The following is a 20,977-nucleotide window of genomic DNA, read 5'->3' on the forward strand; positions in this document are numbered from 1 at the left end:
ATCTATATTACAGTAATCTCAGATTTTATAAATATCAAGAAGCTGTTTTAAGTTAATATATCAAATTAAAGCTATAAAATTAATCAATTTTTCAGGATAATAATATGCTAGCACTAACATCGAATTTTTTTAAAAAAAATTTAGTTCTTATTTTCTTCTTGATTTCTTTTCCTGCTTTTGCTCACCATCCAATGGGAGGAGCGCTTCCTCAAAATTTTCTAAATGGAATACTTTCAGGTATAGCTCATCCAATTATAGGATTTGACCATCTTGCTTTTATCCTTACTTTTGGAATAATAGCTTCTTATTTTAAAAATAAATTTATTTTACCATTATATTTTATAACATTCTCTCTCATAGGAACTATTTTATCAGTAAATTTTCTAGTGGTACCTTTTTCAGAATTAATAATTTCACTTTCCATAATAATTGCTGGGTTTACATCCTTGTATGATAAAAGAATTAATATTTACTTCCCAATTATATTAGCTTCAGGAGGTGGTTTTTTTCATGGATATGCATTTGGGCAATCTGTAGTGGGAATTGAAGCCTCTCCGTTAATTGCATATCTAATAGGAATAGCACTAATTGGATTTGTTTTAATTTTTGGGTCCAGTTTTTTAATAACAAAATATTATCATCTGACTTTAAAGCCAAGGTTTGTTGGAGCAATTTTTACTGGCGTTGGACTGACGTACTTTATTGAGAACGTTGAGACATTAATTTAAAATTATAACTCAAAGAAAATTAAGTATCCATAACTCACAATCAATGCTGGAATGGCAGAATATATTGTTGCCACTAGAGCAACTTTAGGGCTTATTGCAAGCGCCGGAAACAATGCATCACCATCATTTGATATAGCGTTTCCAATCTGTGCTGATAATGGTAAAAAACCTGCTATAAACATAGTGGTTACTAATAGTTGAGGGCCACATCCAGGTAGGAAACCTATTAATACTGCAATCAAAGGAACAAAATATAATATATCGCTAAAGAGTAGCTTGAGATCTAAATCAACTAAATAAACTGTCAATTCAAAACATAAAAAAGCTATAATAACCCAACCTGTAACAAAGTTGGTATCTGATACCGTTCTTCTAGTTATTGTTTCATTTGGTGAAGACATTTTTGGTTTAAACCCACCTATAAAAGACCATAACCACATAAAAAAGCATAAGCTACCAGCAAAAAATCCAAAAAGTGTTGCCAAGCCATCTACATAAAATCTAGAAAAATAAGCATCTAAATCAAATTGAAAAGCAGTAAATATACCAAGAATTATTCCTGGTAAAAATAAGGCTATCCAAAAAACATCTAATTTTGAAGAATGATAAAATTCCTTTTTTTCAGGTAACTTTATTGATAACGATTTTTTATCTCTCATAAAATCAGGACCGTGTATTTTATTTACCAAAATACCTGATACCAAACCTACAATAAAACCAACAAGTAACATAGCAAAGCCAACAAGTGGTTTTTTTGCTATTAATAAAAATGCTGCATCACCCATGGTAGCAGTTAAAGTGGCCATAACAGACCCAAAGCTTAATTTTCCTCGTACGTATTGGGTTATAACCATTATAGCGCCACCACATCCAGGCAAAGCCCCTAAAAATGATGCAAGAACAATTTCAAAATAAGGTCTATTTCTAATTGATGAAGATAAATCAAATTTAAAGTATTTTTCTAGCGAATAAAAAATAATTAGTGTTGCAGCTACAAACGTAGTTACTTGAATATATGCATCAGATATTGCCTTTTGTATAATATTCCAAACTTCTATTTCTATAAACAAGGCCAAAAATAAAGTAACAAAAACCAAACTCGTTATAAAAGATAATTGATATCTTATTATGAGAGGGTTTGCTGATTGTTGACTATAAAAATTCATAAAATTGCACTGTAATTGAAGTTACTATATATATTGCATAAGACATTAATAACGTCAATAACCTAATAAAGTTAGTCTTGGCTAATTTTATTATTTTTTATCTTTTTTTTCAGCTGCCCTTGAAACTATTAACGGAAACACAATCAAAGCTATAAAAATAACTATTAATAAGACAACTATCATAATCTATTTTCTTTATTATAAATCTAAATCATCCATTAAGTTGCATGGCTTTACGTTTATTAATTACTTGATATGAACATTAATTCAAATAGAATTAAAACAGAATTATAGTTAAATATTATGACCTATGTGAGAATTAAAATGCAAATTGATAAAGATACACAAATACTAATTGATGAACGTTTAAAAAATAATGCCCCTGCACTAGAGAGCTTCACTCCTCAGGAGCTTAGAGCTCTAAGAGCTAAAATGGCAGATACACCATTAGAATTAAGAGTTGACATATCAGATGTTGAAGACTTATCTGTTAAAGGAACGCTTGGAGACATTCCTATTAGAAAATATTTTAATTCTTCGACAAGTGATCCAAAACATAAAACATCACCTTTGATAATTTATTTTCACGGTGGTGGCTTTGTAATGGGCGATTTAGAAAGTCATGATCTAGTTTGCAGACATCTTTGCAAAGAAGGAAAAGCAACAATTATAGCCGTTGATTATAAACTGGCCCCAGAGCATAAATTTCCTGCACCAGTAATAGACACAAAAGATGCCATTACTAAAATACTTGAAAGAGCAGAGGAATTTAATTTTGATCCTAACAAAGTTATTTTATGTGGAGATAGCGCTGGGGGGACTCTAGCTACAGTAGGAACAATTATGTCTAGAGATAATGTTATTCCAAAAGTACATGGACAAATTCTAGTATACCCCTGGGTGGATATGACTATGTGCAGAAGATCCATGGACATTGAGCTTGAAGGAATGATTTTAAACAAGAAAACGATAAAATATTTTGCCGACCACTACTTAAATAATACAAAAGAACAAGTTGATTGGAGAGCTTCACCTATATTGACAGCAGATTTGTCTAACTTGCCCCCTACCTATATTTATGGAGCAGGATTAGATCCTCTAGTAGATGAGGGAGATGCGTATAAGAGAAGGCTTTTATCTTTCGGAAATGAAGTTCATTACAGATTGTTTCCAGGACAGATGCATGCTTTTTTAAGTAATTCTGTGCAGTTACCAACCTCTTTAATTTGTATTAAAGAAATGGGAAAAGCGGCACAAACAATATTTTCTAAACTTTAAAAAAATTACTTATTAAAGTACTAACTTTATTTCTGTGTATAAATATTATCATGATTTAAATCATGAACGTCTCGCCTTCCGCATAGTGCCATTGTCATGTCAGCTTCTGTTTTTATGATTTCTAGAGCTTTGGTAACACCCTCTTTACCTAAAGCACCAAGTCCATATAAAAAAGCTCTTCCAATATAAGTTCCCTTAGCACCTAGACACATTGCCTTAACAACATCTTGACCAGATCTAATGCCACCATCAATGTGTACTTCAATAAGTTTACCAACTTTATCAACAATCTCTGGCAGTATATTAATTGTAGAAGAAGCTCCATCTAGTTGTCTTCCACCATGATTAGAAACTATAATTGCATCGGCACCGGTTTTTGCAGCTAATAGAGCGTCTTCGGCATCTAAAATTCCTTTTATTATTAATTTACCACCCCATCTTTTTTTAATCCAGTCAACTTCTTTCCAGTCAAGTTGTTGATCAAATTGCGCACCAATCCATGAGCCTAAAGATCTAACATCTTTTATACCATCAACATGACCAACTATATTTCCAAAAAAGTGATTTTTAGTAGTAAGCATTCGCATACACCATGCTGGACGCGTTAAAACTTGATAGATATGCTTTGGTACAAGTTTTGGTGGAGTAGACAGTCCATTTCTTATGTCTTTATGTCTTTGCCCTAATAATTGTAAATCTAATGTTAACACTAAAGCACTACACTTTGCAGCTTTTGCTCTATCAATTAAACGTTCCATAAATTTTTTATCTTTCATAACGTATAATTGAAACCAAAATGGCTTTTTTGTTTTTTCTGCCACAGCTTCAATCGAACAAACACTCATAGTTGACAAAGTATATGGAATTCCGAATTCTTCTGCTGCTTGTGCAGCTAAAATTTCACCGTCAGCTCGTTGCATTCCAGTAAGTCCTGTTGGAGCAATGGCCATTGGCATTGCGACTTTTTGACCAATCATTTCTGTTTCAAGAGTTCTGTTTGACATGTCAATAGCTACTCTTTGCCTTAACTTAATTTTTTGGAAATCTGAAACATTTTCATTATAAGTTGTTTCGGTCCAGGAACCTGAATTCACATAGTCAAAGAACATTTTAGGAACTTTTTTCTGAGCTAATTTTTCTAAATCTTTAATTTCTAAAATATTCATTAAACTTCCTTTTATTATCTGATATGTCATTATTAGATAAAAATATTATAAACTCAATAATACTTTAAAAGTATATAGATATAATTGTGTTGGAGGTGATTTTGAATATTTTCGAGCTAAGGACTTATACTCTTCATGTAGGCAAACTTAACAAAGCTATTGAAGTATATGAAAATCTAGGTTGGCCTGCTTTAAAGAAATATAAAAAAAATATTGTTAGATATTATATTGGTGACGTTGGAGCCTTAAATCAAATTATTCACGTATGGCAATTTGAAGATGATAATAGTAGAAGAACTTTATGGAAGACAATTTATGCTGATCAAGATTTCTTGAAATTTGCAACTGAATTTAGACCACTAGTATTAACTCAAGAAAATAAATTAATGACAGCAGCACCATGGACACCAATTTTAAATTAAAAAGGTAATAACATAATGGCAAAAAACAGATATAATATAGCAGTAATTCCTGGCGATGGAATAGGGAAAGAAGTTGTGCCAGAAGCATTAAAAGTATTAGAAAAGATTTCAGGTAAACACGATATCAATCTTCATTTTGATCATTTTGATTTTAGTTCATACGATTATTTTTCAAAGCATGGACAAATGATGCCAGACGATTGGAAGCAACAAATTGGTTCACATGATGCATTATTCTTTGGCGCTGTTGGATGGCCAGAAAAAATTCCAGACCATATTTCTTTATGGGGTTCTTTATTAAAATTTAGGAGGGAATTTGACCAATACATTAATATTAGACCAGTTAAGTTAATGCCTGGTGTTCCCTCACCTCTAGCTAACAGAAACCCAGGCGATATCAATTTTTATATTATAAGAGAAAATACAGAAGGCGAATATTCTTCAATAGGTGGGCGAATGTTTCCAGATACAGAAAGAGAAATTGTACTCCAAGAAACTGTTATGTCTAGAGTTGGCGTTGATAGAGTACTTAAATTTGCCTTTGAACTTGCTCAAAAAACTGAAAAAAAACATTTAACTTCAGCAACGAAATCCAATGGTATTTCTATAACTATGCCATATTGGGATGAAAGAGTTGAAGAAATGGCAAAACAATATTCTGATGTAATATGGGATAAATATCATATCGATATTTTATGTGCTCACTTTGTACTTAATCCAGATAAATTTAATGTCGTCGTTGCTTCTAACTTATTTGGAGATATTTTATCTGACTTAGGGCCTGCTTGTACAGGAACCATTGGGATAGCTCCCTCAGGCAATATAAACCCTGAGAAAAAATTTCCTTCACTATTTGAACCGGTTCACGGCTCTGCTCCTGACATTGCAGGGAAAGGAATTGCTAATCCAATAGGGCAGATTTGGGCAGGAGCAATGATGCTTGATCATCTTGGTTATAAAGATGCATCCGATGATATAGTAAGAGCGATTGAAGAAGTATTAGTGCACAAAGAATATAGAACAGGTGATCTTGGAGGGAACGCTAACACAAAGAATTGTGGAGTGGCTATATTAGATGCATTATAGCGTTTAGGATTTTAGTCGACTTCTTAGTTTTTGCATTCCACCAATCCAACGAGCATAATTATTAGCCTTATTTTGGAAATAACCAACAACTTCAGAATGAGGAGAAATTAGAAAAATATCTTTTTTAATTGCTTTTACAACTTCAATTGCAACCGTCTCTGGGTTCATCATACCATCTAAGGCTGAAACTTCATTTTCTCTTCCTTTTATCATTGCTGTTTTTACAGCTTGTGGACATAAAATTGAAACACCAATCCCCTTTTTTCCATAAGTAATAGCAAGCCATTCAGCAAAACCAATAGCAGCGTGTTTAGTGGTGGAGTATGTTGCTGAGTCTATATGACTTAATAACCCTGCAGCTGAAGCAGTGTTGACAAAATATCCACTTCCTCTCTTCAACATATCTGGTATTAATTTCTTTGATGCAAAGACATGAGACATTACATGTAAATTCCAGTTTTTATCCCAATCTTCATTAATAGATTGTTCACTACCAAGTGACAAAACTCCAGCATTAGAACAAAATATATCTATCAAGCCAAATTCTTGATTAACTTCATTTATTAATTTATTTAGATCTGTTTGATTAGAAACATTACATTGTTTATTAATTACTTTATCATTTTTAAAATTAAAATTTTCAAAACTTATATCTGCCAACACTATTATCTTTGGGTCTTCCAATAAAAAAGCTTTTGCAATCGCTAATCCAATACCACCAGCACCACCTGTAATAACAACAACTTTATTATTTATTTCCATAATATTATTCCTTAGATGTTGTTTTTTGTTCTATAACATCCAGAAGTTGACCAAGACCTTCAACCTCCATAACATTAAAATTACCAGCTAAAAAGTTATTATTTTCTTCATTAGGATTATATTTTACACCCTCTTTTTTTGAATATGAAACCCAATTGTTTTCCTCTAACTTTTTTACTTGTCTTCTAACAGTTTCAATACTCAAAGATGTTAATTCTGAAATTAGTGTGTATGTCAAAACAGTATTAGATTTAAATCCAGATTTAGATAATTGATACCATAGCTTTACAGCCTCATCTCTTAATTTTGAACTACTAGAACTTGTTAGAATTAAAATATGGTGCCAAGCAATTATTTGAAAAACCAAGTAACCATTAGCGTTACCTATCATATCAACAGCTTTCTTAGACCTCATTATTTCAAAAAATAAAAAGTGATGCCAAAATGATAGAAAATGTTCTTTTATTAAACTTGTATTATCCATATCTAATGTATTCCCCCAACCAAAATACAAATAGTACAATGTGACAATAAATGATACAAAATTAAACAAAATGTAAAGATAATAGGTGAATTTAGTTTAGCTAGTTGGAAATAGACTAAATTCACCAAAAGGTAATAAAAACTAAAAAAGAAGATATAACAATAAGTTAGTTTCACGATTCGTGAAATAAATAGATTGAATGGTTAAATATGTTGGTTTAACTAATCCATTCTTAAGGTACACACACCCTTGTAAAAAAAATGGTTAAAAATTTGTTTGGGGGGATAAAAATATGGTAGCCGAGTATGAATTAGATTCTAAAATCTATAAAAAAGAAAACTTAGATATTTGTTATTTTATTACTGGTAAAAAGTTTTTAAACGGTATATTACACTACAAACTCAAATCTGGATCATCACAGGAAATTTATCTTAGCGAATTTGCACTCAAAGAAAATTTTGTTTCAGAAAATAAAATGTGTGAACAATCGAAAAACTCTGTTTCTAGATTGTTTACAAGAATAATTAGTAAAGGTTATCAAACAGGAAAATCAAATGAAAAATAAAATTATTATAACATCAGCAATTTTTGCATCTCTATTTCTTTCAGCGTGTGAGACAGCCTCACAAAGAGCACTGAATGCTACATCATCATCTACTTCAAAAAGCTTGTTTGCTCAAGCTAAACAAACTGCAGCTGATAAATTAATTGCTGTTGGTGATAGAGTATTATTTGACTATGATTCTGCTAAACTAGATTCAAGTGCTAAAATACTTCTTGATTCTCAGTCTAGATTTTTAAGAGCAAATACTGATTTAAACTTTGTAGTTGAAGGCCACTGTGATGAAAGAGGCACTCGTGAGTACAACTTAGCCTTAGGCGAAAAGAGGGCTACAGCAGTTAGAGATTATTTAGTTATCAATGGGATTGATCCAGATAGAATAAAAGTTATCTCTTACGGAAAAGAAAAGCCAGCGGTTATAGGGTCTAATGGTATGGCTTACTCTAAAAACAGACGTGCTGTAACTATTATAAATTAATCTAAAATATATTTAACTTACCCCTGATCTGATAGTATTTCACTATACATTTATTGGGGGTAAGTTTTCTTATTAATAGGTTAAATTACTTTACTCAAAATACTTTTAAAGATATTAAGTGTTACATTTAATAATTTTTTATAATGAGTAAATAATGAACCATTTTTCTAATGAAATTCTGACTAAAATACGCAATCAATTTGCTCAGATTGATATATGTCCCGTACAAGGTAAAAGGGTATTTTTTGAGAATGCTGGTGGCGCATTAACTCTAAAATCCGTAGTAGAATGTTCGCAAAAGTATGCTGCAATTCCAGATAATCAAGGTAGAGACAACCCTGGATCCCACGAATTAGTAAAAAAAATCCAAAATGCTAAAGATGACATGAGATTGTTTATGAATGCAACCGAAGGTCAATTCTTTGTTGGAGAAAGTGGTACAGAATTATTATTTAGGCTCATAATGAATGCATGTCTTGGAACTGATAATAATGGAGTAGTGTTAGGATCAACTGTAGAACATCCCGCTACAAGAAGTGCCTGTGCTAGATGGTCTAAAATTTCTGGAAAACAGCATGTACTTGTACCTCACGATGATGATAAAGGGTTAGTTGCTGATAGTGAGTACGCAAAATATATAACCAAAGATACAAAAGTAGCTACAATTTTACATACGTCACCAGTTACCGGTATGGGTATGAATATAAGAACTATTGCCAAATCCATCAGAAATGTTTCACCTGATTGTTTTATTATAGTTGACGGCATTCAACATGCCGCCCATGGTGAAATAGATATTGATAGTTACGATATTGATGGCTATGTCATTTCTCCTTATAAAATGTTCTCAAGACACGGATATGGTTTAGCTTGGATATCTGATCGATTGACTAAATTACCACATGATATGTTAGTTGACGGACCAAATGATAGCTGGGAACTTGGAACCCGAGATACTGGAGCATACGCAACACTATCAGAAGTTGTCTCATATTTTGATTGGTTGGGAAGTCATTTTACCGACAGTAAAGATAAAAGAGATAAATTTGTTGCTGCAGGAAAAGCTATTAAAAACCATGAAAAAAATCTAACTGACGCTATGATTTTAGGAAATGGTAACATACCCGGCCTTTCCCAAATAGATAAAGTAAATGTAATTGGCGGGTTAGATAATCCTGCAAGGGAAGGACTTGTTTCAATCTATATTGATGGAATTTCGTCATCTGAGGTTGTAAAAAAACTTAATGATCAAGGAATTAGAACTCATTTACGTAAGGCAGATCATTACTCCGGTAATATCCTTAATCCATTGAAACAAGATAGTTGTATAAGAGTATCTCTTTGTCATTACAATTCAATAGAAGAAGTTTCAAAATTTTTATTAGCTATCAAAGAAATATGTAACTAAGTTTTAAGGTTTTGATATAGATTCATTAGATTGAATCCATGATCTAATCCCATTTTTTGCATTATAAACGTTTATTCCAAACTTTTTAGATATAATTTCCGCTGCTATCTTACTTCTTCTGCCGCTTCTACAAATTATTATTAGGTCTTTATTATAAGAAGAGTTTTCTAGTAACTTTTCATGCCATTGGTCCAAGTCATAATTTCCTTTTTCATCAAAAAAAGTTATTAACAGACTATTAGGAATAACTCCTGTATGGTTCCATTCATTAATTGTTCTTATGTCGACTATTGAGACATCTTCTTTTATTAATTTTTTTAATTGTGTGTTATCAACATCGATAACATTTGCAAAAGATACATTAATCAATAAGAACCATAACACTATTGAATATTTCAACGTTCTAGACATGAATCATGTTTCCCTACTTTTATTTAAATTTAACTGCTTTTTTTAGCGGTGAAAGATTAATTTCATCTACTACTGTATTTCTACCAAGCTTAAGAATACTTAATACTGAATTAGAAATATCTTCTTCACTAATTGCATTATTAACATCTGCACCAGGTGAAAACTTTAAATTATCAAAAAAACTTGTTCTAACCATTCCTGGATTCACAATGCAAACTCTAATATTACTATTTGATACATCTTTACTAATAGCCTGTGAAAAACCTCTCAATCCAAATTTTGCACTACAATAGAGGGCTCCATTTTTTTCTCCAGACAAACTTGCTTCAGAGCCCATAAAAATAATATCACCTATTTGTTTCTTTTTAAAATGTGGGAGCAAACATTTTGTTATTATTATATGAGAAGTTAAATTCATTGATAAAAACGAAGAAATTTGCTTCGAAGAGAAGTTTTCAAGAGGGCCAAATTCTCCGTAACCTGCATTACTCACTAATCCATTAATTTCTGGGTTATCTTCAATAATTTTTTTAATTTTTTTTTCTAAATTATCTGATGTATTTAGATCAATTGAATATGTTAAATGATTTTTGTGCTCTAATTTCTGCCTACTATGATTTCTAGCAACACCTATAACCTTTGCACCAGCGTCTAATAATTTTACTGTAATAGCTAGTCCAATGCCGCTTGAACTTCCCGTTACTAAAAAACATTTATCTTTCATTATTAATTACCTATTTGATTAAGCAGAACATTTGAAAATCTGACTTTTATCTATATAATTTTCTGTGATATTACTGCAAAAAGATGTCATTTCTTCTTCAATTTTTAAGTCATAAGATACAACACCTTTATGTTGAGATAAAGGTCCAGAAAACAAAGGGGTCTCTGGATATAATTTAAAAATATCCTTAAACATTTCTTTAGGAAAACGCAATGGACCAAAACTTACAGAGTGTATAGAATCTGCAGGGATTGTATTATATATATTCTCTAATAATTCTTTGTATAGTTTCTCCCAATTTTTACCATGTATCAATGGATCAAATCTTAACCCTATTTTCCAACCCTTTGCTGCTAAATGAGACATAGCGTTAATTCTTTTTAAAACAGAAGGTGTTTTATTATCTAACACCTTAGACATTAAGTTTGGCATAAGGCTATATGCAACAATAACATTATTTAGAGGTTCTATTGAAGTAAATGGTTCTGTTTGAACACTTTTAGTTCTAAATTCAATATCAACGTCAGGATATTTTGCAAATATATTTGTTATATGTTTTGCAAAACCTGTCAAATTTTCAAGTGCAAGTGAATCACAATCATATCCAGAAAAAAAGGTAATTTTTTTATCTTTATTATCTTGGATAACTTCTTCAATTTCTTTGTCAAAATCTTCAAAATTTACAAAAATCACATAATTAGCTGATGAATACATACCTTGAAGAAAACAATATCTACAATCATAAATACAATTAAACATATGAGAAAAATAATAATTTTTGGACGAACCAACACCAAACCCTTCAGGTGTTGGTAGAACATATCCTTCATTTTTAAAAGCAAGTATTAAATCAGGATTATTCTTCTGAATTCTAAAGTTTTGATTTCTTTTATTAAAGATTTCTCCATATCTATCTATTTCTATAATTTTAGCTTTTTTTAACTTAGATAATATCAATTTCGTTCTTGGATGTTCTTTGATAATTTTTTCAACATAAATAGTTTCTATCAAACCAGACTCCAATCAACCTTAGTATTTAAAATTTTTGCTTCTAAATTAATAATGACCGATCGTGAGTTTTTGCAATCCTTTATAAGTTTTATTATTTCTTCATCCTTAGATAAAGTATTTATCCTTTTAATAAGGTTTTCAAGTTGGTGTTTCTGAGAAACAGAGAAATGCCATTGAGAAAGTATTTCAGATAAAATTTTAGGTTGTTGAATTATTTGATATTGATCCATAGATAACTTTTCATAATAAGAAACTATAGTTTTAATGTTGGCAATGTTTAAGTTAATAAGTTCTCTAATTTTAAATTTATTTAAGTCTTCTATATCGTTATTAGGACCGTCAGAAATTACTTTCATAAGACAAATAAATTCTCTACCAGACAACTTATTTGTTATATCATAAAAAGCACTACCCTCCATGTCTATCAGCTCGTGTAATGTATAGTCTGTAAGAGGAACGTCACTAGTAAATAAATTCATTTTGTGGAAAGTAACTTTTGGCATAGTTGCAGGGTAAGTATTTGAAGAACCATTATTACTAATTTTGTTAACTAAACATAAATCTCCATAATGGCCTTTACCACTTCCTGCTATACCAAGATTTATCCAGCAAGTTGACCTTGAAGCTTTGCTAATCATATATAAATATGTTGTAGCTGCTGCAGAATTATGCCTTCCAACTCCTGATAAAATCAACCATCTTGTTTTCTCAAAATTTCTGAAAACTTGGAACAACGTAAACTCTGGATCAAAGTTCATATTGTACTCATCTAATATTATTTCAGCTTCTACCTTAAGCGCAACAACCCACCTAATAGACATATTGCTGTTAAGTATTTTTTGGTTCATATTCAATTTTTTTAAGTTTAATTAACCATTGTTTAAGTTTTTTATCGTATTTTCTAAAGGTTTCTTGATTTCCTCTTTTCTTGGCTCCTGTTGATACAATGATTAATTTTTCAATTAATTTTTTATAAACTGTCTTACTTTGTTCTTTAGAGAACCAATTGTTATCTATATTTTTTTCCAAAGATTTAATCCTGAATCTATCCATACCCCAATTTTTTTTTGAAAGCTGATCACTATGACCACCATACTTAAATACTAATGGATCAGACAAATAACCTATTTCCTCTTTGGCTGTTATGCGAATCCACAGATCATAATCTTCACAAACTTCTAATTTTTCATCAAACAAACCATAGTCATTAAAAATACTCTTTTTTATAATACAGCTACTTGGAGACACACAACATAATTCAAGTGATTTTTCAAAAATATTACCGCCTGACTTTTTATGTTTTTTCATCTGATTTAATAATTTTTCATTTCTATACCAAATTTCATTTGTATGAATAAGTCTTAGATCTTTATTTTGATTAGCAAACTGTAATTGTTTTTCTATTTTGTTAGGTGCCCACGTATCGTCTGAATCTAAAAGTGCAACCCAATTGGACTGAGAAAATTTAATACCTTTATTTCTTGCTGCGCTTACACCCCTTTTGTTTTCAACTAAATATTTAATAGTTGGAAATGACGATGATACCATTATGTCTGTTTGATCAGTAGATCCATTGTCAACTACAATAATTTCGTCAGGTTCTACCGTTTGCATTAAGACAGAAGATATCGCTCGTTTAAGTAAACAACTTCTATTCAAAGTTGGTATTACAACAGAAACAGTATCTAACTTTTGATGATAAGCCATTTTTTTAAAAGTATTTAACTCTATGGTCTTTTATCAAAGGACTTTACATTTTTATCTATATAATGAAATTTTTGTTTGTCAGAAGCAAAAATAGCTATTTTTGGTTCAAAAATAGAAGGGTCGTCAAAAGTACCAACTTTTAAAATTATTGAGTTTGGTCGCATAGGGGTTTTTGTTCCAATTGCTGTCCCACAATTATTACAAAACAGCCTTGTTACTGCGTTATCTATATCATTCCTTTTAAACTCTTGTGCTTGTCCCTTAGTAAATTCAAATCCGTCCAATGGCATAATCATAATTACATTAGGATTACCACCTGTTATATATTGGCATTCTCTGCAATGACACTGCATTGAGGCTTGAGGCTCTCCTTTAGATGAATACCTTATGTCGCCACAATAACATCCTCCTTCAATATTCATAATAGATCTCCATTGTTATAATATAATTATAATTAAACTCTTGTTACTAACAACACTTCAATAGATTCCTCATCATACCTTACCGTAGGTTCATTATAATCATGCGGTACTTTAGTTAATTTTTCAATCGGTAACTTATCAACCCAAAGTAAAAAATTAATTTCTACATTATCTTTAGTGTCAAAAGATACTTTATTTTTAATATCCATATCTTCACTAATAATAATACTATCTTCCTTAACTTCTCTAAAAGAACCTCGTTCTGGATTGTTTCCATAAAAGGTAACTTCATATCTCACTAACCATGAATTATTTTTTTTTAAGTCGCTCATTAAAAAATTATTCAGGCATTTTTAATTTTTGTTTTTTTTCTGTTGACCGTGCTAATGCAGGCGGTGGAATTTCTTCAGTAATTTCTGCCTTGTTACAAACTAATAATTTCATAACTTCCTCAGCTTTTTCTCGTCTACTCCAAGTATGAATGACATTATCTTCTAAGTCTTTATACAAAAACCAATCATTTTCACTTTTTGATAACCAAACTTTAATAGCATACACAGCCATTTTTTACTCCTTGGTATAATAAAAATTTATATAATAAATAATACGTCAAAAATTAAATATAATGTAGTAAAAATGTTTTGAAGACACTAAGGTGATCTTCTTAAAACAATAATTCAACAACAAGAAAGTGAATCAATGAATACTTATAATAATGTAAACGTTGAAAAACTAGCAAATATATACTTTGAAGGTAAAGTCATTAGCCGTACAATCACTTTTAGTGATAAAACAATAAAAACTTTAGGGGTTATGCTCCCTGGTGAATATGAATTTAAAACTAATTCTAACGAGTTAATGGAAATAATTTCAGGAGAACTCAGTGTCCAATTAGAAGAAGAAACTAATTGGAATACTATTAAAGAGGGTATGAACTTCAACGTACCTAAAGATTCATCCTTTAAAGTCAAAGTTTTGAAAACAACAAATTACTCTTGCTCATATTTTGATTAATAAATTTTATTCATATAATTTTCAAATAGCGGATACTAATTTTTATGTTGAAGTCAGTAACTATCATCGGAGGTGGACCAACCGGTTTAATGGCTGCAGATATTTTATCTCAACATAATTATTCGGTTACAGTTTTTGAACGTAAACCGTCATTGGGTCGAAAGTTCTTATTAGCAGGACGAGGCGGCTTAAACATAACTCACTCAGAAAGCACTAATGATTTTATAAAAAAGTATGGTGTAAATCATACAACTTTTAAATCTCTTATAAATAAATTCTCACCTCAAAACTTACGTGATTGGTGTGAAAGCTTAGGAGAAAAAACTTTCATAGGATCAAGTGGAAGAGTTTTTCCACAAAGTTTCAAGGCTTCTCCACTTTTAAGAGCTTGGCTGTCTCAACTACAAACACAAAATGTGACTTTTAAAAAAAAACATGATTGGCTTGGGTGGCAAGATAATAGACTTTTATTTAAATCGGAAAATAAAAACATTTTAATTAAGTCAGACTTTACTATTCTTGCATTAGGAGGAGCCTCTTGGCCTAATTTAGGATCTGATGGATCTTGGGTTGATATCTTGAAGAGAAATAATATTGAAATATCAGAATTACAGCCTGCAAATTGTGGTTTTTTTGTAAATTGGTCAAAAGTTTTTACTGAACGTTTTGCTGGTAATCCTCTCAAGTCAATAAAAATAAAATATAAAGAAAAAACAATTAAAGGTGAATTTATTATTACTAAAGTGGGTGTTGAGGGCGGAGCTATATACTCTTTATCTGCGTTAATACGTGATGCTATAAATATTGAAGGAAAACAGAAGGTGTTTATAGATCTCAAACCTGATGTTAGTTTAGAAGAGATCAATAAAAGTCTATTAAATAAGCCATCAAAGTTATCTCTGACAAATTATTTACGTAAAAATATTAAGCTCTCTGATGTAGCTATTGGATTGATTATGGAACTCAAACATAAAAAAAAGTTTAAAAATCTTAATACTCAAAACTTGGGATTTCATATTAAAAATTTTGAGTTGTTACTTGAAAAACCTTTTTCTATTAAAAAGAGTATTTCAACAGCTGGAGGAGTAAGTTTCAAGTCTATTGATAGTGACTTCATGTTGACTAATAAACCAAACGTATATGTTGCTGGTGAAATGCTAGATTGGGAGGCTCCTACGGGTGGGTATCTTTTACAAGCTTGCATATCAAGTGGTTTTTTCGTAGCGAATAATATTTTGAAAAAATCAAAATAACTCAGAGCAAAATTAGTATATATCAGTATATTCTATTATATTATTTTCTTTTTTTCCTCAATTGAATACAGGTTTTACAACCATTGCTTCCTCGTAAATGTAATCTTGGCTGTTGATAAAATTCTCCATGATCGGGGCAGATTATAACAACCTTAGAAGTAAGGCTATCGAATTCAACTTTTGAATAGTCAAAATTATTACCATGAATTTTTTTAAATTTATTGATTAATAATTCAGTAGTAATTTCATTATTTTTAGACACAATTTTCCTTTTACTTTAAACAATAAAAAAATATTACTATTTAATTTACTATTTTTAAATGAAGAATAATAATCATTGTCATAAATTATTAAACAAAAAAAAGGACATATTAATGTCGATTTGCTAAAACTAAATAACTTGCATTTATTTAAGAGCACAATATGAATAGAAATATCAAAATAATAATAGGCACAGTAGTAATATTATATATAATTTCTGTGGGTATTCAGTTAGCAGGCATGGATATCTTTTAGAACAAAGTTCGCTTTTAAGAATTATTAATCAAAACACGCATATTAAGTGAATATTATTACACAAAAAAACTAGTACAAAACTGAAAATTTTGATTTTTATTGAATTTATTGGTAGCGGAGGAGGGACTTGAACCCCCGACACCCGGATTATGATTCCGGTGCTCTAACCAGCTGAGCTACTCCGCCTAAATACTTAAGATGTTATTAGATATAATTTATTTTCTAGTCAAGTAATTACAGTTTAAAATGAGAATTCATAATAAAATATTCTTGTTTAAATTATTATCTTTTATAAATGCTTTAATTCTAGGATATTTGTTATATTGCTGGTTATTAGTTTTGTTTTTTCCTGAAAATCTTAATTTTTCTATGATTCCTATGGTATCCATAATTTTTTTGTATTGCATTTGATTGTCTAAAATTTCAATCTCAATTTTATTTACACTTAACTGATTATTTTTCATTTCATAAACTGGTTTATTGCTTTTCCAATTTATCAAGCTTGGTATAATGCCATTTTCAATTAATTCTTTATTAAAAAAATTACTTTCTAAGCTTGGCATTGCAAAGTTCCATTTATAATTTCCACGAGAAGCCTCAATTGGAGTACAAAAATGTTTGAGTATTTCTTTATCCTTAGTTTCAATCACATAACCAATCATTTGAGGTGAATATTCTAACTTTTTTTGTAATATAGGATTATCTAAGTTGAACCATCTATTTTGATTAGGAGACTTTGAAGAAGGATCTATAGCAATGACTTCTAAATAAACATCTTTATCTACTTTGACCACTCTATTATGGGTTCCCATAAAATCATGATAACCCACTTCACTCAACTTTATACCTAACTTTTTTTCTATAAAGTTGGTACCCTCTTCTAGAGACCTTGCACCAAAAACTATATGATCTAGTTTATGCATCTAGTGTTGAGCTAGGCTTGCCATATTAGGAGCTTCAGAAATCCAACCACCCCCAAGAACATGTGAATATTCTTCAGTATTGTAAAAGACAGCTGCTTGTCCTGTTGAAACTCCAAATTGAGGTTCATCAAAATATAAATTAGATAGTCCTGTTTTAAAATTTACTACAACTTCTGCATCAACAGGTTTTGAAGAATTCCTTAATTTTACTAAAACCCTAAATTTTGATTTTTTTGGTTGATCTATTATCCAATTACATTCTGTTATCTTAATTTTTTTGCATGCCAATAATTTCCTTGGGCCAACAATTACATTATTATTTTTACTATCAAGGGCAATAACGTATAACACAGTCTCTTCGTCTGCAATACCTTTCCTGCCTCCTATTCCAATACCTTTTCTCTGGCCAATGGTATAATCAATTATACCGTTATGTTTACCTAGGACTTTTCCTTCAACATCAACTATATTTCCAACATCAATACTTCCTGGCCTTAATTTCCTTACTATATCTGCATAGTTTCCTTCAGGAACAAAACAAATGTCTTGGCTGTCAGGTTTTTCAGAAACATTTAATTTATGTTTCCTGGCAACAGACCTAGTTTCTTCCTTTGTAAGCGAACCTAGCGGAAATCTCAAAAAATCTAATTGCTTTTTTGTTGTTGCAAATAAAAAATACGACTGGTCTTTTAAATCATCAATTCCTTTATATAAGCTTGGCATTCCTAATTTATTTTTTCTTCTGATATAATGACCTGTTGCCATAGCACTTGCACCTAGTCTCTTAGCCCTTTCAAACATATCAGTAAATTTAACTGTTTGATTACATCTTACACAAGGTATAGGTGTTTCACCTCTTAAATAAGAATCTGCAAAATCTTCCATCACTTTATCTTGAAAAAGATTTTCATAATTTAAAACATAATGGGGGATTTTTAATTTATCAGCAACTAATCTAGCATCATTTATGTCAGAGCCGGCACAACAAGCTCCTTTTTTTTTAAGAGCTTTACCATGATCATATAATTGCATAGTTAAGCCAACAACATCAAAGCCAGCTTCAACAAGTAAAGCTGCTGTAACAGATGAATCTACACCACCAGACATAGCAACAACTATTCTATGGTCGGCAGGATTTCCCTCTAAATCCATATCTTTTATAACTTGTTTAAGGTTAAACATAGATTTTACTCTTCAGGAATGGAAATTCGTAAGCCATCTAATTCATCGTTGATTTCTATTTGACACCCAAGACGTGAAGTTGGGGTTAAGCCAACTGCTAAATCCAACATATCTTCTTCGTCTGGGTTTGGTTTACCTACAATTGGAAACCAGTCTTTATCTATAACCACGTGGCAAGTACAACACGATATTGAACCACCACAAGTACCTTCAATTCCTAAATCATTATCTCTAGCAACTTCCATAATAGATAAACCATTTTCAGCATCTATAGATTTTTCATTTCCATCTGGCTGAATAAATACTAACTTTGGCAAAGCTAACTCCATAAAATATATTTCGTTCTAACTAAATGTTAGACCAACATTGCGCCAATCTATCTAATTCTTTCGTAGTAATCAAGTTGTCTGATGCTAAAATAATGTCATTTGGTGGCAACGATAATCTAATTGAGTTAGAGGCAAGAGAATCATATCCCATTGCTTTAAGCACATGGCTTTGACTGATTTTCCCAGAACTACATGCTGAACCAGAACTTACAGAAAAAGAATTAATATCTAATTTCATTAACGCTAAATCTCCTGGTATATCAGGTGAGGCTATCAATAAAGTATTATTAACTCTTTCAACGTCATTACCAAAAACAATTGTCTGTGGGCTCACTAGTTTAATTTTATCACTTAAATAATTTCTAAGAAATTTAACTTTTTCATTACTATGCTCGGACATTGCTCTAAACATAGCAGCAGCTTCACCAAATCCTAGTATTCCAATAATGTTTTCAGTTCCAGCTCTCATTCCTTTTTCTTGTCCACCTCCCAAAAGTTGAGGGTTTAAATTAAAATTTTTATTATTAACTAAAGCTCCTATCCCAGAAGGAGCACCAATTTTATGTCCTGATAATGTTAAAAAATCTAAATCTACTTTTTCTAAGTCTACTTTAATTTTACCTAAAGCTTGGGCAGCATCACAATGAACTAAACAACCATATTTTTTTGATAATTTTACAACATCTTCAATTGGCTGTATGACACCAGTTTCATTATTTACCCACATAACTGAAATCAGTATATTTTTTTTAATTTTAGTATTTTTTTTTAATAATATTTCTAAATAGTCTAAATCAATAACTCCATCTTTATCTACAGGAATAATTTGATCACTTTTTGAAGAGATTAAAACTGCTAAATGTTCAATTGAGCTTACAATAATAGTATCAAAATTACTAAAAAGTAAATTAATAGACTCTGTTGCTGAACTTGTAAAAATTATATTTTCATTTTTTGTATTGATCAGTTTGGCAATATTTTCTCTTGCACGCTCAATGACATTTTTACCTTTTCTTCCATAAAAATGAACTGATGATGCATTAACTGGACCCCATTCCATGAAATCTAACATAGATTTTTTTATTTTACTGAGTATTGGAACAGTAGCATTATAATCTAGATAAGTTGATGTATTTGAGTTAATCATTTATTTAGTGGCTTGATGAAATTTGTTACTATGTAATTTTCTTTTTATTGACTGTTTCAATTTTTTTAATCTTTTTTTCTAAAGTTTCTACTTTTTTAATAAGTAAGTTAAGAGTTTTTTCTCTTGGATCTACTTCATTTTTAGAAATAGCATATGCTTCAAACTTAATTGGTGAAGAAGATTTTGTAAATTCTCTTGCTGGAATTCCCGCGACAGTGACATCTGGGGGAACATCTTTGGAAACAACAGAATTAGCTCCAACTCTAGCGTTATCTCCTACATTTATAGGTCCTAATATTTGAGCTCCTGAACCTATGATAACATTATTACCAATTGTTGGATGTCTCTTTTGATTTCTCTGCAAATCACTCTCTACTGAGGGCATGATACCACCTAAGGTAACATCTTGGTAAATAGTTACATTTTCTCCTATTTCTGCTGTTTCACCAATGACTATACCGAAGCCATGGTCCATAAAAAAATTAGAGCCTATTTTGGCAGCTGGATGGATTTCTATACCTGTGAAAATTCTGGCTAAATGCATAATTAATCTAGATATGAATTTTAAGTTATATCTCCAAAAAATATTGGCTATCTTATAAAATACCATTACATGAAAAGATGGGTATAGGAAGATGACGCCTAGTCTACCTCCTGCGGCTGGATCCCTTTCAATAATAGAGTCAATTTCTTGAATAATATTTTTAAACATTTTTTAAAAAAACCTATTTTTCATTCATATATCATGTTTTTTAGAATAACTGTCAAAATTTAACAGATAATTTTTTTTACCAAACC

The 20,977-nt window shown here is 30.7% G+C and carries 26 protein-coding genes and 1 tRNA gene; 9 read left to right on the forward strand and 18 right to left on the reverse strand.

Going from position 1 to position 20,977, the window contains the following annotated elements; translation table 11 throughout:
* Positions 1 to 104: 104 nt before the first annotated feature.
* Positions 105 to 728: a HupE/UreJ family protein gene (locus tag ABXT66_RS08275; protein WP_443643028.1), complete on the forward strand. Its 624-nt coding sequence runs from the start codon at positions 105 to 107 to the stop codon at positions 726 to 728.
* Positions 729 to 730: 2 nt separating this feature from the next.
* Here the strand turns inward: ABXT66_RS08275 and ABXT66_RS08280 are convergent, their stop codons facing one another.
* Entirely contained in the window at positions 731 to 1,894 is a 1,164-nt protein-coding gene (locus tag ABXT66_RS08280) for a putative manganese transporter (RefSeq protein WP_443643029.1), read from the reverse strand.
* A 324-nt stretch (positions 1,895 to 2,218) separates the two neighbouring features.
* On the opposite strand from ABXT66_RS08280, the gene ABXT66_RS08285 reads away from it, so the two are divergent.
* Positions 2,219 to 3,172 (forward strand): alpha/beta hydrolase, encoded by a 954-nt coding sequence (locus ABXT66_RS08285; RefSeq protein WP_443643030.1) that lies wholly within the window; start codon positions 2,219 to 2,221, stop codon positions 3,170 to 3,172.
* Positions 3,173 to 3,198: 26 nt separating this feature from the next.
* Here ABXT66_RS08285 and ABXT66_RS08290 read toward each other — a convergent pair whose 3' ends face one another.
* Positions 3,199 to 4,338, reverse strand: coding sequence for an alpha-hydroxy acid oxidase (locus ABXT66_RS08290; RefSeq protein WP_443643031.1), 1,140 nt, complete (start codon positions 4,336 to 4,338; stop codon positions 3,199 to 3,201).
* 101 nt (positions 4,339 to 4,439) lie between these two features.
* Between ABXT66_RS08290 and ABXT66_RS08295 the strand changes: the two genes are divergently transcribed.
* Positions 4,440 to 4,760 carry an NIPSNAP family protein gene (locus tag ABXT66_RS08295; protein ID WP_443643032.1) on the forward strand — a complete coding sequence of 107 codons (321 nt, stop codon included), beginning with the start codon at positions 4,440 to 4,442 and terminating at the stop codon, positions 4,758 to 4,760.
* A 15-nt stretch (positions 4,761 to 4,775) separates the two neighbouring features.
* Positions 4,776 to 5,846, forward strand: a complete 1,071-nt coding sequence (locus ABXT66_RS08300; protein ID WP_443643033.1) for a tartrate dehydrogenase — start codon at positions 4,776 to 4,778, stop codon at positions 5,844 to 5,846.
* A 3-nt stretch (positions 5,847 to 5,849) separates the two neighbouring features.
* Here ABXT66_RS08300 and ABXT66_RS08305 read toward each other — a convergent pair whose 3' ends face one another.
* On the reverse strand, positions 5,850 to 6,608 hold the full coding sequence (locus ABXT66_RS08305; RefSeq protein ID WP_443643034.1) for an SDR family NAD(P)-dependent oxidoreductase: 759 nt from the start codon (positions 6,606 to 6,608) through the stop codon (positions 5,850 to 5,852).
* 4 nt (positions 6,609 to 6,612) lie between these two features.
* Positions 6,613 to 7,092, reverse strand: coding sequence for a hypothetical protein (locus ABXT66_RS08310; protein WP_443643035.1), 480 nt, complete (start codon positions 7,090 to 7,092; stop codon positions 6,613 to 6,615).
* A 292-nt stretch (positions 7,093 to 7,384) separates the two neighbouring features.
* On the opposite strand from ABXT66_RS08310, the gene ABXT66_RS08315 reads away from it, so the two are divergent.
* The 3 genes from ABXT66_RS08315 (at position 7,385) to ABXT66_RS08325 (ending at position 9,540) form a co-directional block, all read left to right on the forward strand.
* Positions 7,385 to 7,657: a hypothetical protein gene (locus ABXT66_RS08315; RefSeq protein ID WP_443643036.1), complete on the forward strand. Its 273-nt coding sequence runs from the start codon at positions 7,385 to 7,387 to the stop codon at positions 7,655 to 7,657.
* Positions 7,647 to 8,132, forward strand: coding sequence for a peptidoglycan-associated lipoprotein Pal (pal, locus tag ABXT66_RS08320; protein WP_443643037.1), 486 nt, complete (start codon positions 7,647 to 7,649; stop codon positions 8,130 to 8,132). The genes ABXT66_RS08315 and pal overlap by 11 nt, the downstream gene beginning before the upstream one ends.
* Positions 8,133 to 8,286: 154 nt before the next feature.
* Positions 8,287 to 9,540, forward strand: coding sequence for an aminotransferase class V-fold PLP-dependent enzyme (locus tag ABXT66_RS08325; RefSeq protein ID WP_443643038.1), 1,254 nt, complete (start codon positions 8,287 to 8,289; stop codon positions 9,538 to 9,540).
* 3 nt (positions 9,541 to 9,543) lie between these two features.
* On the opposite strand, the gene ABXT66_RS08330 is transcribed toward ABXT66_RS08325, so the two are convergent.
* Genes ABXT66_RS08330 through ABXT66_RS08365 form a run of 8 tightly spaced genes read right to left on the reverse strand, consistent with a single transcriptional unit; the run spans position 9,544 to position 14,379 of the window.
* Positions 9,544 to 9,951, reverse strand: a complete 408-nt coding sequence (locus ABXT66_RS08330) for a rhodanese-like domain-containing protein (protein ID WP_443643039.1) — start codon at positions 9,949 to 9,951, stop codon at positions 9,544 to 9,546.
* Positions 9,952 to 9,970: 19 nt separating this feature from the next.
* On the reverse strand, positions 9,971 to 10,675 hold the full coding sequence (locus ABXT66_RS08335; protein ID WP_443643040.1) for an SDR family oxidoreductase: 705 nt from the start codon (positions 10,673 to 10,675) through the stop codon (positions 9,971 to 9,973).
* 18 nt (positions 10,676 to 10,693) lie between these two features.
* A complete protein-coding gene (locus ABXT66_RS08340) occupies positions 10,694 to 11,686 on the reverse strand; it encodes a radical SAM protein (RefSeq protein WP_443643041.1) in 993 nt (330 codons plus the stop codon).
* On the reverse strand, positions 11,683 to 12,534 hold the full coding sequence (locus tag ABXT66_RS08345; RefSeq protein ID WP_443643042.1) for a hypothetical protein: 852 nt from the start codon (positions 12,532 to 12,534) through the stop codon (positions 11,683 to 11,685). The genes ABXT66_RS08340 and ABXT66_RS08345 overlap by 4 nt, the downstream gene beginning before the upstream one ends.
* Positions 12,515 to 13,393 (reverse strand): glycosyltransferase, encoded by an 879-nt coding sequence (locus ABXT66_RS08350; protein ID WP_443643043.1) that lies wholly within the window; start codon positions 13,391 to 13,393, stop codon positions 12,515 to 12,517. The genes ABXT66_RS08345 and ABXT66_RS08350 overlap by 20 nt, the downstream gene beginning before the upstream one ends.
* Positions 13,394 to 13,413: 20 nt before the next feature.
* Complete coding sequence (locus ABXT66_RS08355) at positions 13,414 to 13,815, reverse strand: GFA family protein (RefSeq protein ID WP_443643044.1); 402 nt, start codon at positions 13,813 to 13,815, stop codon at positions 13,414 to 13,416.
* 32 nt (positions 13,816 to 13,847) lie between these two features.
* The gene (locus tag ABXT66_RS08360) at positions 13,848 to 14,147 is read right to left on the reverse strand and encodes a hypothetical protein (protein ID WP_443643045.1); all 300 of its coding nucleotides are present in this window, start codon (positions 14,145 to 14,147) and stop codon (positions 13,848 to 13,850) included.
* A 7-nt stretch (positions 14,148 to 14,154) separates the two neighbouring features.
* Positions 14,155 to 14,379, reverse strand: coding sequence for a hypothetical protein (locus ABXT66_RS08365; RefSeq protein WP_443643046.1), 225 nt, complete (start codon positions 14,377 to 14,379; stop codon positions 14,155 to 14,157).
* 135 nt (positions 14,380 to 14,514) lie between these two features.
* Between ABXT66_RS08365 and ppnP the strand changes: the two genes are divergently transcribed.
* Both ppnP and ABXT66_RS08375 read left to right on the forward strand, forming a co-directional pair.
* Complete coding sequence (gene ppnP, locus ABXT66_RS08370; RefSeq protein WP_443643047.1) at positions 14,515 to 14,829, forward strand: pyrimidine/purine nucleoside phosphorylase; 315 nt, start codon at positions 14,515 to 14,517, stop codon at positions 14,827 to 14,829.
* Between the two features lie 44 nt (positions 14,830 to 14,873).
* A complete protein-coding gene (locus ABXT66_RS08375) occupies positions 14,874 to 16,082 on the forward strand; it encodes an NAD(P)/FAD-dependent oxidoreductase (protein ID WP_443643048.1) in 1,209 nt (402 codons plus the stop codon).
* A gap of 625 nt (positions 16,083 to 16,707) precedes the next feature.
* On the opposite strand, the gene ABXT66_RS08380 is transcribed toward ABXT66_RS08375, so the two are convergent.
* The 6 genes from ABXT66_RS08380 to cysE form a co-directional block, all read right to left on the reverse strand.
* Positions 16,708 to 16,784, reverse strand: a tRNA-Met gene (locus ABXT66_RS08380).
* 68 nt (positions 16,785 to 16,852) lie between these two features.
* Positions 16,853 to 17,521 carry a VOC family protein gene (locus tag ABXT66_RS08385; RefSeq protein ID WP_443643049.1) on the reverse strand — a complete coding sequence of 223 codons (669 nt, stop codon included), beginning with the start codon at positions 17,519 to 17,521 and terminating at the stop codon, positions 16,853 to 16,855.
* On the reverse strand, positions 17,522 to 18,703 hold the full coding sequence (mnmA, locus tag ABXT66_RS08390; protein WP_443643050.1) for a tRNA 2-thiouridine(34) synthase MnmA: 1,182 nt from the start codon (positions 18,701 to 18,703) through the stop codon (positions 17,522 to 17,524).
* Positions 18,704 to 18,708: 5 nt separating this feature from the next.
* Complete coding sequence (locus ABXT66_RS08395; protein WP_443643051.1) at positions 18,709 to 19,020, reverse strand: 2Fe-2S iron-sulfur cluster-binding protein; 312 nt, start codon at positions 19,018 to 19,020, stop codon at positions 18,709 to 18,711.
* Positions 19,021 to 19,051: 31 nt separating this feature from the next.
* Positions 19,052 to 20,179 (reverse strand): cysteine desulfurase family protein, encoded by a 1,128-nt coding sequence (locus ABXT66_RS08400; protein WP_443643052.1) that lies wholly within the window; start codon positions 20,177 to 20,179, stop codon positions 19,052 to 19,054.
* Between the two features lie 28 nt (positions 20,180 to 20,207).
* Positions 20,208 to 20,891, reverse strand: a complete 684-nt coding sequence (gene cysE / locus ABXT66_RS08405; RefSeq protein ID WP_443643053.1) for a serine O-acetyltransferase — start codon at positions 20,889 to 20,891, stop codon at positions 20,208 to 20,210.
* Positions 20,892 to 20,977: the final 86 nt, after the last annotated feature.

Source organism: Candidatus Levibacter sp. Uisw_134_01, from assembly GCF_047717795.1.
GTDB lineage: Bacteria > Pseudomonadota > Alphaproteobacteria > Puniceispirillales > Marisalimonadaceae > Marisalimonas.

Bases quoted from the DNA above. Each gene is read 5' to 3' on its own strand.
- ABXT66_RS08400 (WP_443643052.1), bottom strand. From the start codon at position 20,179: ATGATTAACTCAAATACATCAACTTATCTAGATTATAATGCTACTGTT.
- ABXT66_RS08290 (WP_443643031.1), bottom strand. From the start codon at position 4,338: ATGAATATTTTAGAAATTAAAGATTTAGAAAAATTAGCTCAGAAAAAA.
- ABXT66_RS08360 (WP_443643045.1), bottom strand. From the start codon at position 14,147: ATGAGCGACTTAAAAAAAAATAATTCATGGTTAGTGAGATATGAAGTT.
- ABXT66_RS08375 (WP_443643048.1), top strand. From the start codon at position 14,874: ATGTTGAAGTCAGTAACTATCATCGGAGGTGGACCAACCGGTTTAATG.
- ABXT66_RS08335 (WP_443643040.1), bottom strand. From the start codon at position 10,675: ATGAAAGATAAATGTTTTTTAGTAACGGGAAGTTCAAGCGGCATTGGA.
- ABXT66_RS08355 (WP_443643044.1), bottom strand. From the start codon at position 13,815: ATGAATATTGAAGGAGGATGTTATTGTGGCGACATAAGGTATTCATCT.
- ABXT66_RS08280 (WP_443643029.1), bottom strand. From the start codon at position 1,894: ATGAATTTTTATAGTCAACAATCAGCAAACCCTCTCATAATAAGATAT.
- ABXT66_RS08350 (WP_443643043.1), bottom strand. From the start codon at position 13,393: ATGGCTTATCATCAAAAGTTAGATACTGTTTCTGTTGTAATACCAACT.
- ABXT66_RS08365 (WP_443643046.1), bottom strand. From the start codon at position 14,379: ATGGCTGTGTATGCTATTAAAGTTTGGTTATCAAAAAGTGAAAATGAT.
- pal (WP_443643037.1), top strand. From the start codon at position 7,647: ATGAAAAATAAAATTATTATAACATCAGCAATTTTTGCATCTCTATTT.
- ABXT66_RS08300 (WP_443643033.1), top strand. From the start codon at position 4,776: ATGGCAAAAAACAGATATAATATAGCAGTAATTCCTGGCGATGGAATA.
- mnmA (WP_443643050.1), bottom strand. From the start codon at position 18,703: ATGTTTAACCTTAAACAAGTTATAAAAGATATGGATTTAGAGGGAAAT.
- ABXT66_RS08345 (WP_443643042.1), bottom strand. From the start codon at position 12,534: ATGAACCAAAAAATACTTAACAGCAATATGTCTATTAGGTGGGTTGTT.
- ABXT66_RS08330 (WP_443643039.1), bottom strand. From the start codon at position 9,951: ATGTCTAGAACGTTGAAATATTCAATAGTGTTATGGTTCTTATTGATT.
- ABXT66_RS08315 (WP_443643036.1), top strand. From the start codon at position 7,385: ATGGTAGCCGAGTATGAATTAGATTCTAAAATCTATAAAAAAGAAAAC.
- ABXT66_RS08310 (WP_443643035.1), bottom strand. From the start codon at position 7,092: ATGGATAATACAAGTTTAATAAAAGAACATTTTCTATCATTTTGGCAT.
- ppnP (WP_443643047.1), top strand. From the start codon at position 14,515: ATGAATACTTATAATAATGTAAACGTTGAAAAACTAGCAAATATATAC.
- ABXT66_RS08385 (WP_443643049.1), bottom strand. From the start codon at position 17,521: ATGCATAAACTAGATCATATAGTTTTTGGTGCAAGGTCTCTAGAAGAG.
- ABXT66_RS08305 (WP_443643034.1), bottom strand. From the start codon at position 6,608: ATGGAAATAAATAATAAAGTTGTTGTTATTACAGGTGGTGCTGGTGGT.
- ABXT66_RS08325 (WP_443643038.1), top strand. From the start codon at position 8,287: ATGAACCATTTTTCTAATGAAATTCTGACTAAAATACGCAATCAATTT.
- ABXT66_RS08285 (WP_443643030.1), top strand. From the start codon at position 2,219: ATGCAAATTGATAAAGATACACAAATACTAATTGATGAACGTTTAAAA.
- cysE (WP_443643053.1), bottom strand. From the start codon at position 20,891: ATGTTTAAAAATATTATTCAAGAAATTGACTCTATTATTGAAAGGGAT.
- ABXT66_RS08275 (WP_443643028.1), top strand. From the start codon at position 105: ATGCTAGCACTAACATCGAATTTTTTTAAAAAAAATTTAGTTCTTATT.